The following is a 17,107-nucleotide window of genomic DNA, read 5'->3' as shown; positions in this document are numbered from 1 at the left end:
TATATCCATTGCTGCGGTAACGGCTACTTAGGGTTCCGCCTGACGGCGGGTCACTTTGGAAAAGAGCCCCAAAGTAACCAAAGGGCTCTTGCCCCACCACTCGGCACCTCGCTTAGGCTCGGTGTGCCCGTAATCCGCCAGTGATTTGGGGGGCCGCCGTCACGCGCCATCCATGGCGCGGGGCGGCTAAACCGGCATCCCTGCCGGTTTACCCCCCAAATCCCTGTCGAATTCCGGCCAGCGTGGTTTGACGGGGCGCTTAAGATCAAGATCAAGAGCAGATCAAGAGCGGCTCGCTTCGCATCGTGGTTACCGTCGGGTGCTACAGGCTGCAAAGTTGTGTGGATAGACAAGCCAGTTGCTCCCACATGTTGATCTTGATCGCCAATGGTTGTGGGATTTGGCTCGGCTTCATGCCTACCTAGAACCAACCGCCCCTCCGTCGGTCAATGTGACCGGCACCGCAGCGGCTTGGTCGGCGCTGATATATAGTTCACCCCTCGGTTCCCTCTGACTATGAGTGCCCCATGCTTAACAAAGGACTGTTCCTGGCCTGCGCGCTGGCCCTGCTGAGCGCTTGCGATTCTTCCGATAAACCCGCCGCACCGCCTGCGCCCACCGTGGCGGCAGCGCCGAAGCCGGTGAAAGCCGCGGTAGATGTGGCAGCGCTCAAGCAGCGTTATGCCGGGCGTGAGCTGAGCGTGGTGGACGTGTCCGAGGTGCAGTTGGACGGGGCCAGCACCTTGTCGGTGAGTTTTTCCATCCCCTTGGACCCCGATCAGAAATTCGCCGACAAGCTGCACTTGGTAGACAGCACGTCCGGTAAGGTCGATGGCGCCTGGGAACTGTCCGATAACCTCATGGAATTGCGCCTGCGCCACCTTGAGCCGCAGCGCAAGCTGGTGCTGACCGTGGACGCCGGGGTGAAGGCGGTCAACGGCAACAGCCTCGCCGCCGAATACAGCGCCCGCTTGGAAACCCGCGACCTGCAAGCCACCGTTGGCTTCGCCAGCCGTGGCACGTTGTTGCCGACGCGCCTGGCCGAGGGCCTGCCGGTGATCGCGTTGAATGTCGACAAGATCGACGTGGAATTCTTCCGGATCAAACCCGAATCCCTGCCGTCGTTCCTGGCGCAGTGGGGGCGCAATACCAGCCTGCAAAGCTATGAGTCCCGTGAACTGCTGCCGATGGCCGAGCTGGTCTACGGCGGGCGTTTCGACCTGAACCCGGCGCGCAACACCCGCGAAACCCTGCTGCTGCCGATTGCCGGCCTCAAACAACTGCAACAACCCGGCGTGTACCTGGCGGTGATGCGCGCTTCAGGCACCTACAACTATTCGCAACCGGCAACCCTGTTCACCTTGAGCGATATCGGCCTGTCGGTGCACCGCTATGCCAATCGCCTGGATGTGTTTACCCAGGCGCTGGAAGGCGGCAAGGCACTCAACGGCGTCGAACTGGAAATCCTCGATGCCGAAGGCCGCGTGCTCGGCCAGGGCAAGACCGAAGACGGCGGCCACGCCGAGTTGCCGCTGCCGAAAAAAGCCCAGGTGTTGCTGGCCAAGCAGGGCGAGCAAACCAGCCTGCTGCGCCTGGACAGCGCCGCGCTGGACCTGGCCGAGTTCGATATCGGCGGGCAACCGTCCCACCCGTTGCAGTTCTTTGTGTTCGGCCCGCGTGACCTGTATCGCCCTGGCGAAACCGTGTTGCTCAACGCGCTGTTGCGTGACAAGGATGGCAAGGCGGTGAAGCCGCAACCGGTCAGCGTCGAAGTGCGGCGCCCGGATGAACAGGTGAGCCGCAAGTTCGTGTGGGAGGCCGACGCGTCCGGCCTGTATCAATACCCGTTGCAACTGGCTGGCGAAGCGCCGACCGGGCGTTGGCAGTTGGTGTTCGATCTCGGCGACGGCAAGCCGCAACTCTATGAATTCCTCGTCGAAGACTTCCTGCCCGAGCGCCTGGCGCTGGAACTCAAGGGCAGTGACACGGCGCTGAGCCCGGCGGAAAACCCGGTCATCCAGGTCAACGGTCGCTACCTCTACGGCGCGCCCGCATCCGGTAACCGCGTCAGTGGCCAAGTGTATGTGCGCCCGCTGCGTGAGGCGGTCAAATCCCTGCCGGGCTACCAGTTCGGTTCTGTCACTGAAGAAGAGCTGAGCCAGGATTTCGAACTGGACGAAAGTGTACTCGACGCTAACGGCGAGCAAGCGCTGACCCTGGAAAGCAAGTGGGCCGAGGCCAAATCGCCGCTGCAACTGATCGTGCAAGCCAGCCTGCAAGAGTCCGGGGGGCGGCCGATCACCCGGCGCCTGGTGCAGCCGATCTGGCCGGCCGAGCAATTGCCGGGCCTGCGTGGGCTGTTTGACGGCAAGGAAACCAACGGCGATGGCCCCGTGGAGTTCGAAGTGCTGGTGGCCAACCAGGACGGTCAGAAGCTGGCCGCGCAAGACCTCAAGGTGCGCCTGGTGCGTGAGCGCCGCGACTACTACTGGAACTACTCGGAGAATGACGGTTGGAGCTACCACTTCAACGAGAAATTCCTCAACCTCGATGAGCAGAGCCTGAACATCAAGGCGGGCGACACCGCCAAGGTCAGCTTCCAGGTGGAGTGGGGCCCTTACCGTGTGGAGGTTGAAGACCCGCAGACCGGGCTGGTCAGCAGCCTGCGCTTCTGGGCCGGCTACCAGGCCCAGGACAACACCGAAGGCGGCGCCGTGCGCCCCGACCAAGTCAAGCTGGCGTTGGACAAACCCGCCTATGGCGATGGCGACACCGCCAACGTCACCGTCACGCCCCCGGCGGCCGGTAAAGGCTACCTGTTGGTGGAATCTGCCGAAGGGCCGCTGTGGTGGCAGGAAATCGACGTGCCGGCCGAAGGCAAAAGCTTTGCGGTGAAGCTCGACCCGAAATGGTCGCGCCACGATCTGTATGTGAGCGCCCTGGTCATTCGCCCCGGCGAGCGCAAAGCCAATATCACCCCTAAACGCGCCGTGGGCTTGCTGCACCTGCCGCTGGATCGCACCCAGCGCAAACTCGGCCTGACCCTCACCGCGCCAGAAAAAATGCGCCCCAAACAACCGCTGACGGTGAAGATCGCCGCCAAGAACGCCGATGGCAGCGTGCCCCAACAGGTGCACGTACTGCTGGCGGCGGTGGACGTGGGCATCCTCAATATCACCGAATACCCAACGCCCGATCCGTACGCCAGCCTGTTTGGCCGCAAAGCCTATGGGGTCGACCAGTTCGACATCTATGGGCAACTGATCGAAGCCGGCCAGGGCCGTTTGGCCAGCCTGGCATTTGGTGGCGACGCGGCGTTGGCCAAAGGCGGCAAGCGCCCGGACACCAGCGTGACCATCGTCGCCCTGCAAAGCGCCCCGGTGACTCTGAACGAGAAAGGCGAGGGCGAAGTCAGCGTCAATATCCCCGACTTCAACGGCGAACTGCGCCTGATGGCCCAAGCCTGGAGCGAGGATCGCTATGGCATGGCCGAAGGCAAGACCGTGATCGCCGCCCCGCTGATCGCCGAATTGTCGGCACCGCGCTTCCTGGCAGGAGGCGACCAGACCACCTTGGCCCTGGACCTCTCCAACCTGTCGGGCAAGGCCCAGAAGCTCGATGTGCAGTTGACCGCGCAAGGTCAGTTGCAGTTGGTCAACAGCGGCGCGCAGTCGGTTGAGCTCAAGCAAGGCCAGCGCACCACCTTGCGTATTCCGGTACAAGCCTGGGGCGGGCTCGGCAAGGGCAAGGTCACGGTCACCGTCAACGGCCTGGACCTGCCGGGTGAAAACCTGCCGCCGTTCAGCCGCGAATGGACCCTGGGCGTACGCCCGGCGTACCCGGCCTTGCTCAAGCATTACCGCGCAGTGCTCAAGGACCAGCCGTGGAGCTTGCCGTCGGGCGCACTGGACCAATTCGATGCATCTGGGCGCGAGGCGCTGTTGAGCCTGTCGAGCCGGCCGCCGTTGAACCTTGGCGCGCAGATCAGTGCACTCAAGGCTTACCCCTACGGTTGCCTGGAGCAAACCGCCAGTGGCTTGTACCCCTCGCTGTACGCCGACGACGCGCTGCTCAAGCGCCTGAGCATCAAGGGCGAGCCGGATGCCGAGCGTAAGCGCAAGATCGAATTGGGCATCGAGCGCCTGCTGGGCATGCAGCGCTACAACGGCAGCTTCGGTTTGTGGGGCGCCGATGGCGAGGAAGAATATTGGCTGACCGCCTATGTCACTGACTTCTTGCTGCGCGCTCGCGACCAGGGTTTTGCCGTACCGCCTGAAGCCTTGAAGAAGGCCAGCGAGCGCCTGTTGCGGTATGTGCAGGAACGCAACCTGATCGAGGTGGGTTACAGCGACAACGCCGAACACACCCGGTTTGCCGTGCAGGCCTATGCCGGCATGGTGTTGGCGCGCAGTCAGCAGGCGCCGTTGGGTGCGTTGCGCAGCCTGTTCGAACGGCGCAGCGACGCACGCTCCGGCTTGCCGCTGGTGCAGTTGGCCATTGCGCTGCAGAAAATGGGTGACCAGCCGCGTGCGGATCAGGCGTTGTTGGCCGGCTTGGCGGCGCAGCGCAATGCCAACGAGTGGCTGGCCGACTACGGCAGCCCACTGCGCGACCAGGCGATGATCCTGGCGTTGCTGGAGGAGAACGACTTGGCCAAGGGTCAGCGCGAGGAGCGGTTGTTCACCCTGTCGGATCAGTTGGCGGCCAGCCCGTACCTGTCGACCCAGGAGCGTAATTCGCTGTTCCTGGCCGGGCGCCTCGGGTTCGCCAAGCCGGAAACGAACTGGCAAGTGTCGCTCACCGGCAGCGGCGGTGTGCGTGAGTTGAACAACCAGCAATCGACGTTGCAATTGGACGGCGCACTGCTCTCCAGCGACCTGGCCTTGAGCAATCAGGGTGAAGCGCCGGTGTACCAACAATTGACGGTTTCGGGTTATCCACAGGTGCCGCCAGCGGCCGGTGGCAACAACCTGAGTATCCGCCGCGAATACCTGGGCATGAACGGCCAGCCGTTGAACCTGCGTAACCTCAACAGCGGTGATCTGGTGCTGGTGCACTTGGCGGTCAGCGCCAAGCAACGCGTACCGGATGCTCTGGTGGTCGACCTGTTGCCTGCCGGCCTGGAGCTGGAAAACCAGAACCTGGCCCAAAGCGCGGCGAGCCTTGAGAACGCCAGCAGCCAAGTGAAGGAATGGCGTGAGTCGATGCAGAATGCCTCGCTCAAGCATCAGGAATTCAGGGACGACCGCTATGTGGCGGCGATGAATCTGGATGGCTATGGCACCACGCACTTGCTGTACCTGGCGCGCGCGGTGACCCCGGGAACCTACCGCGTGCCGCCGCCGCAGGTGGAGTCGATGTATCGGCCGAACTGGCAGGCAGTGGGTGAGACGCCAGTGGATATGGTGATCAAGGGCCGCTGAAAGCCACTGTAGGAGCGAGCTTGCTCGCGAAAAACGTCAACGATAACGCGTGCTTCCTGAATCAACGCGGCGCCGGTGAGTTTTTCGCGAGCAAGCTCGCTCCTACAGGAGGGGGGCGAGTGGTTGTAATGTCAGTGCACGACCCAACTCAACAGCCACAGCCCCAGCATCAGCCAGATGATCCCGACGATAATCGAGGCCCGCATAAAGGCGCGTACCGCCGAGTAGAGGAACAACAGGCCGACGATCAGGGTGATGATGCTGATGATCGAGGTGTCCATGCCCAAGGTGCGTGACAGGCCATCGATAAAGTTGCCGCCGGCGTGGGTCAGGGCCCCGAACAAACCGCTGAGCCCGTCGACGATAAAACGGATGACGGAACCGAGCGCCTGGCCCAACCATTCGAAAAAGCTTTCTACCTGCATGTGCGTGTCCTGATAAGAAGGTGGGCGTAACTGTGCCTTTGGTTGTCGATAACGCAGGCGAGTTCCCTGCAAGCATAGAGGTTTGCCCGTTTGAGTTTTAGTTTAATCACCTGCGGATGTACTCAGTTCAATGTGGGAGCTGGCTTGCCTGCGATAGCGGTGGGGCAGTTGTGGATAAGGTGACTGATCCTGCGCTATCGCAGGCAAGCCAGCTCCCACAGTTATTGCGCTGGGCTTTGGGTGGTGTGGTGTTGGTGGTTGCCCTGCTATGGCTGGCCGATCGCATCTGGCCCTTACCTCTGCCCCAGGACGATCTGGCCCGAGTAGTGCTGGCAGAAGATGGCACACCTCTGTGGCGATTTGCCGATGCCAATGGCGTATGGCGCTATCCGGTACACACCCGCGAAGTCTCGCCTTATTACCTCGACGCGCTGCTCACCTATGAAGACCGTTGGTTCTACCAGCACCCCGGCGTAAACCCGTTGGCGCTGGTGCGGGCGACCTGGCAAAACCTGAGCGGTGCGCGGGTGGTCTCCGGCGGCAGCACCTTGTCGATGCAAGTGGCGCGCCTGCTCGACCCGCACTCACGCACCCTGCACGGCAAGTTGCGCCAACTGTGGCGTACCGCGCAGTTGGAGTGGCACCTGTCCAAGGACGAAATCCTCAACCTGTACCTGAACCGCGCGCCTTTCGGCGGCACGCTGCAGGGCGTGGCGGCGGCGAGTTGGGCCTACCTGGGCAAGTCACCGTCACAGCTGACCCACGCCGAAGCCGCGTTGCTCGCGGTGTTGCCCCAGGCGCCGAGCCGTTTGCGCCCGGACCGTCATCCGCAGCGCGCCCAAGAGGCCCGCGACAAAGTGCTGCGCCGCCTGGCCGAGTTTAAGGTGTGGCCACAATCGGCGGTTGATGAAGCCCTGGAGGAACCCCTGTTGCTCGCCCCACGCCTGGAACCGAGCCTGGCGCCCTTGCTGGCGCGCCGCCTGAACCGCCCCGACAGCCCGCCACTGATTCGCACTACCCTGGATGCCACCCTGCAACGCCGTCTCGAAGACCTGCTGTTGGGCTGGCGCGCACGCCTGCCGGAACACACGTCGGCGGCCATTCTGGTGGTGGAAGAAGAAAGCATGGCGGTACGCGCCTACCTGGGGTCGGTGGATATCAACGACACCAAGCGCTTTGGCCATGTGGACATGATCAGCGCGCTGCGTTCGCCCGGTTCCACCTTGAAGCCCTTCCTCTACGGCATGGCGTTGGATGACGGCCTGATTCACTCCGAATCGCTGTTGCAGGACGTGCCTCGACGTTATGGTGATTACCGGCCAGGCAACTTTTCCATGGGCTTTACCGGGGCGGTGCCGGCGAGCACGGCGTTGTCCAGCTCGTTGAATCTGCCGGCGGTGCAACTGCTGGAAGCCTACGGGCCCAAGCGCTTTGCCGCACAGATGCGCATCGGTGGCATGCCGTTGGCGTTGCCGGCGTTGGCCGAGCCGAACCTGGCGCTGATCCTCGGCGGCGCGGGCAGTCGCCTGGAAGATCTGGTGAGCGGCTACGGCGCCCTGGCCCGCGATGGCAAGAGCGCCACCCTGCGGTTACAGCCGGACGATACGCTCAGGGAGCGGCCGTTGCTGTCGCCCGGCGCCGCATGGATTGTGCGGCGCATCCTCAGCGGCCAGGCGCGCCCCGATCGCGACCCGCGCGCCGAGTTGGTCCAACGCCCGGTGCTGGCGTGGAAAACCGGTACCAGCTATGGCTTTCGTGATGCCTGGGCGATTGGCGTGGGCCCGCGTTATCTGATCGGCGTATGGATCGGCCGGCCCGATGGCACGCCGGTACCGGGGCAATTCGGCCTGGCGTCGGCAGCGCCGCTGATGTTGCAGGTGCATGACGTACTGACCAACCGCGACAGCCAGCGCGGCATCAGTGCGCCGGTCAAACCGGTGCCGGCCAATATCGGCGTGGCGGCGATCTGTTGGCCGCTGGGCCAGCCCATGAGCCGCAGCGATCCCAATTGCCGCCGCCAGCGTTTTGCCTGGACTCTGGATAACACCACGCCGCCGACCTTGCAGGCATTGGATCAACCTTTGAGCGTGGGCTTGATGGAAAGCATCTGGGTTAACGCCAAAGGCTTGCGGGTCGATGCCCATTGCCCTGGGGCAACCCCCCAAAATATTGCCCTGTGGCCGGCGCCGCTGGAGCCCTGGTTGCCAAGGATTGAACGCCGTGAAGCACGCATCCCGGCGGCTGACCCGGATTGCCCACCACCGGCGTTGGCTGCGGCGTCGCCCTTGTCCATTGTGGGGGTACGTGAAGGTGACCAACTGCGCCTGCCCGCTGCCAGTCAGCAAGCCTTGCGCCTGAAGATCTCGGCGTTGGGCGGCAGTGGCCGGCGTTGGTGGTTTCTTAATGGCGCGCCGTTGGGGGACAGTGCCAATCAGGACAGCATCAACGCCAGTTTTGAACGGCTGGGCCGCTATCAGCTCAGCGTATTGGATGAAGCCGGTCAAACCGCCAGGCTCGAATTCAGCGTCGTCGACTGATCGTTGCTGATCGTTCCCACGCTCTGCTGATTGTTCCCACGCTCTGCGTGGGAACGCCGCCTGGGACGCTCCGCGTCCCGTCATGGGGTAAGCTATACCCATTCAGGAGCCCCCGCATGAACCTCGAACACCTCACCGAACGCCTGCACCGCATCCGCGATACCAACGACTGGAAGCAGTTCCACAGCCCGAAAAACCTGGCCATGGCCGCCAGCGTGGAAATGGCCGAGCTGGTGGAGATCTTCCAATGGCTCACCGAAGACCAATCCCGCCAACTGCCCGCCGATAAACTCGCGCATGCGGGCCAGGAGGTTGGCGATATCGTCTTGTATCTGTTGCTGCTGTGCAGTGAACTGGGCCTGGATATGAACGAAGTGGTGCGCGCCAAGCTGGCCGACAGCGAACGGCGGTTTGCCCATGAGTGATCGTCATTTCGACCAGTTGGCCACGCGCTTTGCCGAAAAGATCTACGGCGGTGCCAAGGGCGCGATTCGCCTGGCGGTGCTCCAGGCCGATCTGGTGGAAGCCTTGCCGCAGCGGCCTCTGCGCGTGCTGGATATCGGTGCGGGCCTGGGGCATATGTCGTTGTGGCTGGCGGAGCAGGGCCATGAGGTGACATTGGCCGAACCCGCCGCGCCGATGCTTGAAGGTGCGCGCCAGCGCTTCGCGGACGCGGGCCAAAGCGCGACCTTTATTCATGCACCATGGCAGGACTTGCTCGGCCAGCTCACCGAGCCTTACGATCTGGTGCTGTGCCATGCCGTGCTGGAGTGGTTGGCCGAGCCCCACGCCATCCTGCCGGTGCTGCACCAACTGACGCTGCCGGGTGGCTGGTTGTCCCTGGCGTTCTACAACCGTGATGCGTTGATCTACCGCAACCTGCTCAAAGGCCACTTCCGCAAAATGCGCAAGAACGACATGGCCGGCGAAAAGCAGAGCCTGACGCCGCAACAACCCCTGGACCCACGGGAGTTGGCGGCGCAACTCGAAGGGTTGTGGCAGGTCGAAAGCCAAAGTGGCGTACGGGTGTTCCACGACTATATGCCGGTGGAATTCCAGGCTCGCGCCAACCTGCAGGACTTGTTGGAGATGGAGCTCGCTCACCGTCGTCACCCAAGCTTTGCCGGGCTTGGGCGATATTTGCACTGGATCTGCCGCCCGGTTTAAGCGGCCCAGCGTGGGAGGTCGACATGCGTCGTCTCGGTTTAATCCTGTTGTCTTTAGCGCTTGGGGCGTGCTCGAGCCCCAATCCTTACGTGGCCAGTTCGGCACCGATGCCGCCGGCGCCCGCCCAGGCGGCCACTACCTTTGATGCCAGCGCCTACCCCGCGCCGGTGCGCGACTATGGCGCCTACCGCAGCTGGGGCTGGCTCAACGGCCAGTTGCCGGCGGGCACGGCCTGGGCCGATTCGGCGCAGATTGCCGAGGCGGTCAGCGGCGCTCTCGACCAGCGTGGCTTGCGCCCCTTGCATGACAAGCGTGCGCCTGACCTGCTGGTGAGCGCCGATGTACGCCTGGAAAAACGCCTGCGCCAGGTCCAGGACGATTATGGTTACGGTTACGGCGGCTATAACCGCTATGGCAACGGTTACGGCATGTACAACAGCGTGCCGGTGGTGCGCACCTATGAGGTGACCGTGGCCGTGGCGCGTATCAGCCTGTTCGATGCGCGCACCCGCCAGCCGGTGTGGAGCACCAGCGCCGAAACCACCAGCCAGGGCAGCCTGAGCGAGCGCGCCGATAGTTTGCGCAAGGCGATGCAAAAGGCAATGGCTGCCTATCCGCCCAGTTAGCAGCTATTCTCATTACAGGCCCACGTTGTTTTTGGAGAACACCATGCTTCGTCGCATCGCTGCACTTGCTGTTGTCATGTTGCTGGGCGGTTGCCAGAGCAACCAGGTCAACCACGATTTCGACGCCAGCCGAGACTTCGGCGCCTACCGCAATTGGGCCTGGAAAGACCCGGCGTTGCAGTATCGCCCCGATGACCCGCGAATCAAGAGCGACCTCACCGAGCAACGCATCCGCCAGGCCGTGGGCGAACAGCTGGATCAGCGCGGTTTGCGTCCTGCGGCGGCGGGCACCAAGGCTGACCTGAATGTACAGGCCTACCTGATCGTCGAAGACCGCCAGCAGCAAGTCACCACCAACTATGGCGGTGCCTGGGGCGGCCCGTGGAATGGGTACTGGGGCGCGCCGATGTACAACGAAACGCGCAACATCACCTACAAAGTGGCGACCCTCCAGATCGACCTGCTCGACGGCAAGGACGGCAAGCTGGTGTGGCGCGGCAGCGACGAGCAAATGATGGCCAGCACGCCGAACCCCGAGGACCGCAACAAGGCCATCCGCAGCACCGTGACCAAGATCCTCTCCAACTACCCGCCGCGCTGATCTCTCCCTGTAGGAGCGAGCTTGCTCGCGAAAAACGTCAACGATAACGCGTACTTCCTGAATCAACGCGGCGCCTGTGAGTTTTTCGCGAGCAAGCTCGCTCCTACAGTATCAGGGCGTATCAGGGCATCTCCGCCAGTCGCCAATGTGGCGAGTTGCCAGCAACCTGTCGAAGCCTTGTCTACACTCCAGTGCAACGGAGAGTTAGCGCAGGAGTGCTTCGATGTCTCCCCGATTCGGTTCCAGGCAGCGTGGTGCAATTGGCTTGATGGCGGCAGGCACCTTGGCCTTGGCCCTGGTGTTTACGTTGCTGGCGGTCGATAGCGGGCGCTTGTATTTGGAAAAGCGCAAGTTGCAGTCCGTCGCCGACACCTCGGCGTTGGAGGCGGCAGGTCTGGGTGGCCAGTGCGGTACCAACACCACCGCCAACGCCTATGCCACGCAAAATGCCGCGCGCAACGGTTTTGTGGTCGGTAATGGCAGCACCCTGGCGGTGACGTGCGGCACCCTGGCGACCAATGCCCTCAACACCCGCGTATTTAGTGCCGATGCCACCAAGAGCGACGCGATCCGCGTGGTGGCCTCGCGCACCGTCCTGACCAGCATTGCCAATGGCCTGTGGAACCTGTTCAGCGGCGCGCCGATCACCCCGCAAATCAACTTGAGCGCCACCGCTGTCGCCGCGACACCGCCGCCCGTGGCGCAGTTGTCGATTCGCAGCAGCTTGGCCAGCGTCGATTCAGGCAAATCCCCGCTGCTTAACCTGGTGATCGGCAACCTGCTCGGCGGTAACCTGTCGCTCACGGCAGCCGGTTGGAACGGCTTGCTGCAGACCAACGTCAACCTGCTCAGTTACCTGGACCAACTGGCGATCAACCTGAACGTGAAGGCCGGTGACTATGACGCCTTGCTCAGTACCGCGGTCTCGGCTACTCAGTTGATCGACGCTGCGGTGAAGGTCTTGCAGAAAAACGGTGCGGCGGCCACGGCGGTCATCAATGACGTGATATCGATTCAAGCGATTGCGCCGAACAGCAAGCTGTTGACGGTGGGAGACCTGGTCGACATCGCCACCGGCACGCCGACGGCGGCGCTGAACAGTAACGTGCAGTTGTTTCAACTGCTGGAAGCGGTGGCGCAGTTGTCCAGTAGCAAGAATGCGGTGAGTGCGGCGGCGCAACTGAACATTCCGTTGGTAGGTAACGTTTCGATTCAGACCAAAGTGATTGAGCCGCCGCAGTTGTCGGCGATTGGCAATCCGTTGCTGGCCAAGGAAGGTTTGAAAAAAAGCCCGCCGACCGATCAGATTTTTGTACGTACTGCGCAAGTGCGGACTTTGGTGTCTGTTCAACTGCCCGTGCTGAACAGTATTAATGGATTGACGTCTGCGGTCTCCGCCATAACGACGCCGGTGACAGGTGTCGTGAATAACTTGCTGCATTTGAACTTGGTAAGCCTGCTGGATCCACTTTTGTGCCTGATTGTGAAGCCTTGTGATCACACAGACGTTCAGTTGTTGAGCGGCCTTGATATCTATATCGAGGTGGCTAGCGCGAGAAGCTATGTCAAAGATTTTAATTGTGCGAGTAGTGCGGCGAAGTCATTGACTGTCCGGGTTGAGACAGCGGTCGCGGATGTTTCGGTGGGAAAAGTGGACCCGGCAAAGGCTTTTTCCTCAGCCACGATAGTTGATGTAGAACCAGTAGCACTTATTGATATCGGTGTGCAGACATGCAAAGGAATATTCGGCTGTGGGCCACGTAAAGCCGGAGTGGGTGGGAGCTTATTGTTAACGGTCGGTCACGCAGAGCTCGGCGGGGGGGGGCAAGACTTGTTGATTTCTCCTGTCAACGACATGAATTTGGTCCCCACCTATAAGCCTGTTCCTCCCACCACAGAGGTGGTCAAAGGTCTAGTCAACACATTGGGTGCGGTCCAGGTGAGTTACGCTCCCCCACCTGGTAGTACCCCGAACGGAATATTGCCGGCAGTCTCGGGGTTACTCACCACTATTACCAACACGTTGGTAGCGGCGATCAAGAACGTATTGTCGCCGGTACTCGACCCCATCGTGGATACTCTGTTGAGCGCCTTGGGCATCAACCTGGGCAATGCCGAAGTCGGTGCCAACCTTACCTGCCATATGGGCCGGGCTTATCTGGTGATTTAGCTGACCCCCCGAGTTCCAACTGTGGGAGCTGGCTTGCCTGCGATAGCGGGCTGCCAGTCGACACAGTTATACCGAGTACATATCCATTGCTGCGGTAACGGCCACTTAGGGTTCCGCCCTGACGGCGGCTCACTTTTGAAAAGCGCAAAAGTAAGCAAAACGCTCTTGCCCCACCACTCGGCACCTCGCTTGGGCTCGGTGTGCCCGTAATCCGCCAGTGATTTGGGGGGCCGCCGCCACGCGCCATCCATGGCGCGGGGCGGCTAAACCGGCATCCCTGCCGGTTTACCCCCCAAATCCCTGTCGAATTCCGGCCAGCGTGGTTTAACGGGGCGCTTGAGATCAAGATCAAGAGCAGATCAAGAGCGGCTCGCTTCGCATCGTGGTTAGCGTTGATTTAGGTTTGTGCAATGGGCAACTCGACGCAGAATTTCGCGCCGGCCTCGCCGTTGGTAACGCTCAGGCGTCCGCCCATGTTTTCCACAATCCCATAGCTCACCGAGAGCCCTAGTCCGGTACCCACGCCTATCGGTTTGGTGGTAAAGAACGGCTCGAAAATCCTCTCCAGCAGGCGCGGGTCTATCCCGCCGGCGTTGTCTTCGACCCAGATGCGTACATGGCGGCTGTCGTGCTCGCTGTGCAAGGCAATCCAGGGGCGCAGGGCAGGGTCTTTTTCTCGCTGGCTGAGCAAGGCGTCGCGGGCGTTGACCATCAGGTTGATCAGTACTTGTTCCAGTTGGTCGACATAGCCTTTGACCTGTACCGAGAAGTCGGTAGGGCTGATGCGCACGTCTACACCTTTGCCGCGCAGGCCTTCGCTGAGCAGGGAGAGGGTGCCCTCCAGTGCCTGCGCCGGGTCGAAGGGTTGCTGTTCGATTTCCGAGCGGCGGCCGAACACGCGCATGTGGTCGACCACTCGTGCGGCGCGTTGTACCTGGGCGTCGATGCGTTGCAGTTTTTCCGTGAGGTAGTCGATCTGCGCGTCACCATTGCCCAGGCGCTTGAGCACATTGGCGATGGCCATGCGCATCACGTTCAGCGGCTGGTTGATCTCATGGGCCAGGCCGGTGGCCATTTCGCCGAGGGTGGCCATTTTTGCGCTTTGGGTCAGTTGTTGCTGGGAGCGGCGCACCTCGGTGTTGTCGCGGCCCACGGCTTGCACTTCGATCAGGGCGCCTTGTTCATCGAAGACGCCGCGGTCCGACCACACCCACCAGGCATGTTCGCGCCCGGGCAGTTGCAGGCTGAGTTCCGCGGTGCTCACCGGGAATTCAGGGGTCAGTTGTTGGATGCGCTGTACAAAGGCGGTGCGCTGTTCATCCGACAGCCACTGGCCCAGGTCGATGCCTGGCAGGTGCTCGGGCCGGCATTCCAGGTAATTGGCCAGCGGCGTGTTGCCGAAGGTGAGGGTCAGGTCGGGGCGGTAGCGGCAGATCATCGCGGGCGAGTCTTCCACCAGGATGCGGTAGCGTTCTTCACTTTGGCGCACCTGCTCGGCGGCCAGGGTCGCTTCGGTCACGTCCAGCCACAGGCCCACGGCTTCCACCGGCAGGCCGAGGTCGTCGCGCAACAGCTTGGCTTCGTCGAGCAGCCAGTGGTAGTGGCCCTGTTTGTCGCGCAGGCGGTAGCGGCTGCGCACGTTGCCTTCGCGCAGCAGTTGGCGGGTGCGTTCGAAGTAGCACTCACGGTCGTCGGGGTGGATCAGCGCTGCCAGGGTGTCGTGGTTGCAATCGGCCAAGGTCCAGCCCAGCAACGGCAACAGGCTGGCGCTGAAGAACGCCGGGTGCAGCGCGCCGTTGACGTAGCGCTGCACGTAGATAACGGCCGGTGAGCTGGCGATCAGGTTGTCCAGGCGCGCATGGGCGGCGGCGGCTTGCAGTTGCTGGTTCTGGATGTCGCTGATGTCGAGCATGAAGCCGATCCAGCGCCGTTCATTGCCGGCGCCCAGTACTTGGCCTTGTATGCGGTACCACAGGGGCGACTGTTCAGCGTCGGTGCGTTGCAAGCGCACGCTGGTCAGCAACGGCTTGCCCAGGGCTTGCAGGTCTTGCAGGCGGCTGTTGAGGGCCTGGCGGTCGGCGGGGTGGATGAGTTCGAGCCAGGTGCCGAGGGGTTGGCGGGTGGGGCCGTCGTCCAGGCTCAGGTTGCGCAGCAGTTGTGGCGCCAGTTGGATTTCCTGGGTGACGGGCAACAGTTCCCACCAGCCCGTGCCGAGCAGGCCTTGCAGGGCTTCCACGCGTTCCAGTTGCTGGTGGTGACGCTGTTCGCGCAGGCGGCCCAGCAGCGGCGCGGCGAGTGCTGCGCACAGGTTCAGCCAGTCACGCTCGCCGGTGTGGTGTGCCTGGTCGTTATAGAAACCACACAGCAGCCACGCGGCGGCGCCATGGCTGTCGCGGTACGGCACCAGGAAGCCGTCGGCATTGCCAAACACGCTGTGCAGGCGCGGGTTGTCGCTGCGGCCCTGGGCAATGTCCAGGCTCAATGGCGTGTTGCCGTTGATGCTGTCCAGGCTGGTGCCCAGATGCTGCCCGGTTTGCCACAAGGCTGGGGCGTCGTGGGCGGCGTATTGGCTGTAGATGCGCCAGCCCTGGTCATCCTCATCGAGCAGTGCCATGGCGACGCAGGGGATGCTCCAGCGCTGGGCCACGCTGCGCAGGTGTTCGCTGAACACGTGATGCAGGCGGCTGAAACTGCACACGCGCAGCTGTTCGCTCATCAGGGCGGCGAGTTGGTGGTTCTGTTCGCGTTGCTGCACCCGTGCCCGGTCGGCAAGCAGGTCAGTGATGTTCAGCAGGTGCAGGGCCCAGCCCTCGCCCTCCGGCTCGATCCAGCCACGGGTATGCAGGACCTGGCCGGCGGCGCCCTGGAAGTCCAGATCCAGGCCGTGTCGTTGCCACTCCTGCGGCGTGCCCTCCACACTCAGCGCGCTGTCGGCACACAGCAAGGTCTGCAAGGGTGGGTTGGGCACGTTGGCAAGATGCTGGGCAAGCAAAGGCCTCAAGGCGCCCGTGATGCTCAGCACCCGGCCCAGGTTGTCCAGTTGCACTTGCAGGCCCGGCGCGGGCGTCGTTGGCGCGTCCAGAGCCAGGGCGCTGGTAAGCCCGCGCAGGCGTGCGAACAATTTATCCCCTGTCGTCAAAACTGAAGGCTCGAGGTGGCGGTGAGGTTGGTGGGCAGGTTGGGTACGGTACCTACCCCAGGCAACACCAGGGCCGGCAAGACCGCTTTGATATTGGCCGAGGGGTAGGTGATCTTCACCGTCAGCAAATTATTGGTGTAGGTGGCGGTGATATAGCCGGGCAAGAACTTCAAGGAGCCGGGGATCCAGTTCAACTGGGCCTGGGCTGCATCCTTGGCGCGTTGCACAACCAGGGCCGAATAGCCGGCGGTGCTGGGGTCCAGGGAGACACTGCGGCGTACCCCTTCGGCCGCGGCTTGATGAAATGACTGCATCAACAGCAGCGGCAAGCTGTAGCTGAGCATGCCGTAGAACACCGCAAAGAAAATCACGAAGACCAAGGCAAACTCGATCGCCGCAGCACCTTTTTGCTTTCTCGGGAGGCTCGATTTCATGACTGCGTCTACCCTGAGGCGAGTACTTGATATCAGCATAGAATCATTCAGCCAAAAGGGATGTTTTTTACGTGATCCAGACGCTAGTGATTGTGCTGTGGTTGGGCGTATGTGCCGTGCAGGATATTCGCCAGCGCCAGATTGCCAATACGTTGACCCTGGGCGTCGGGCTGCTGGCGTTGATTTACCTGCTGTGGGCGGGGTCGACGTGGCTGGGCGCGCCCCGTAGCGAGGGCGGCCTGGCTCTGGCTTTGGCGCTGGTGCTGACCTTGCCGGGCTATACGTTGGGCCGCTTTGGCGCAGGGGATGTGAAGTTGCTCGCCGCCCTGGGCCTGGCCTCCAATATCGAGTACCTGCTGGGGTCGCTGATCGGTGCGGGCATCGCCATGGTGGCCTGGACACTTATGCATCAAGGGTTTAGCTCAAACCGCGTTGAACGGGCAGGGCCAGCGTCAACAAAACAGCCTTTTGCACCCTTCGTTTTGACAGGTTTTGCCGGCAGCTGGTTTTGGATCCATCAGTCGCACGAGTTGATTAATGCTATGTACATAGTCGGAAAGTACGTCTACGTTTAATGAGTAGTTG

11 protein-coding genes are annotated in these 17,107 nt (G+C 62.3%); 8 read left to right on the top strand and 3 right to left on the bottom strand.

Features of this window, described 5'->3' with window-relative positions:
- The first annotated feature begins 527 nt into the window (after window positions 1-527).
- The gene (locus tag CRN80_RS05245; RefSeq protein ID WP_098949685.1) at window positions 528-5,423 is read left to right on the top strand and encodes an alpha-2-macroglobulin; all 4,896 of its coding nucleotides are present in this window, start codon (window positions 528-530) and stop codon (window positions 5,421-5,423) included.
- 131 nt (window positions 5,424-5,554) lie between these two features.
- Here CRN80_RS05245 and CRN80_RS05240 read toward each other — a convergent pair whose 3' ends face one another.
- Window positions 5,555-5,848: a hypothetical protein gene (locus CRN80_RS05240; protein WP_003188208.1), complete on the bottom strand. Its 294-nt coding sequence runs from the start codon at window positions 5,846-5,848 to the stop codon at window positions 5,555-5,557.
- Window positions 5,849-6,093: 245 nt separating this feature from the next.
- Here CRN80_RS05240 and pbpC point away from each other — a divergent pair, with 245 nt between their 5' ends.
- The 6 genes from pbpC to CRN80_RS05205 all read left to right on the top strand — a co-directional run bounded on the left by pbpC (window position 6,094) and on the right by CRN80_RS05205 (window position 12,949).
- Entirely contained in the window at window positions 6,094-8,385 is a 2,292-nt protein-coding gene (pbpC, locus tag CRN80_RS05235; protein WP_256588877.1) for a peptidoglycan glycosyltransferase PbpC, read from the top strand.
- Between the two features lie 116 nt (window positions 8,386-8,501).
- Entirely contained in the window at window positions 8,502-8,810 is a 309-nt protein-coding gene (locus tag CRN80_RS05230) for a MazG-like family protein (protein ID WP_003188211.1), read from the top strand.
- Entirely contained in the window at window positions 8,803-9,552 is a 750-nt protein-coding gene (locus tag CRN80_RS05225) for a methyltransferase (RefSeq protein ID WP_003188212.1), read from the top strand. Before CRN80_RS05230 ends, CRN80_RS05225 begins: the two co-directional genes overlap by 8 nt.
- A 23-nt stretch (window positions 9,553-9,575) precedes the next feature.
- Window positions 9,576-10,178, top strand: a complete 603-nt coding sequence (locus CRN80_RS05220) for a DUF4136 domain-containing protein (protein ID WP_078467818.1) — start codon at window positions 9,576-9,578, stop codon at window positions 10,176-10,178.
- Window positions 10,179-10,221: 43 nt separating this feature from the next.
- On the top strand, window positions 10,222-10,779 hold the full coding sequence (locus tag CRN80_RS05215; protein WP_020302184.1) for a DUF4136 domain-containing protein: 558 nt from the start codon (window positions 10,222-10,224) through the stop codon (window positions 10,777-10,779).
- A gap of 223 nt (window positions 10,780-11,002) precedes the next feature.
- Complete coding sequence (locus tag CRN80_RS05205; protein ID WP_169918270.1) at window positions 11,003-12,949, top strand: pilus assembly protein TadG-related protein; 1,947 nt, start codon at window positions 11,003-11,005, stop codon at window positions 12,947-12,949.
- Between the two features lie 397 nt (window positions 12,950-13,346).
- On the opposite strand, the gene CRN80_RS05195 is transcribed toward CRN80_RS05205, so the two are convergent.
- On the bottom strand, window positions 13,347-16,088 hold the full coding sequence (locus CRN80_RS05195) for a PAS domain-containing sensor histidine kinase (protein WP_098949680.1): 2,742 nt from the start codon (window positions 16,086-16,088) through the stop codon (window positions 13,347-13,349).
- Entirely contained in the window at window positions 16,085-16,522 is a 438-nt protein-coding gene (locus tag CRN80_RS05190) for a TadE/TadG family type IV pilus assembly protein (RefSeq protein WP_003188217.1), read from the bottom strand. The genes CRN80_RS05195 and CRN80_RS05190 overlap by 4 nt, the downstream gene beginning before the upstream one ends.
- A gap of 71 nt (window positions 16,523-16,593) precedes the next feature.
- Between CRN80_RS05190 and CRN80_RS05185 the strand changes: the two genes are divergently transcribed.
- The gene (locus tag CRN80_RS05185) at window positions 16,594-17,097 is read left to right on the top strand and encodes a prepilin peptidase (RefSeq protein ID WP_098949679.1); all 504 of its coding nucleotides are present in this window, start codon (window positions 16,594-16,596) and stop codon (window positions 17,095-17,097) included.
- Window positions 17,098-17,107: the final 10 nt, after the last annotated feature.

The sequence above is a fragment of the Pseudomonas sp. FDAARGOS_380 genome (genome assembly GCF_002591235.1).
Taxonomy (GTDB): Bacteria; Pseudomonadota; Gammaproteobacteria; order Pseudomonadales; family Pseudomonadaceae; genus Aquipseudomonas; species Aquipseudomonas salmasensis.
Note: the sequence above shows the minus strand (reverse complement) of the source record. Positions and strands in the feature narration are given on the sequence as shown.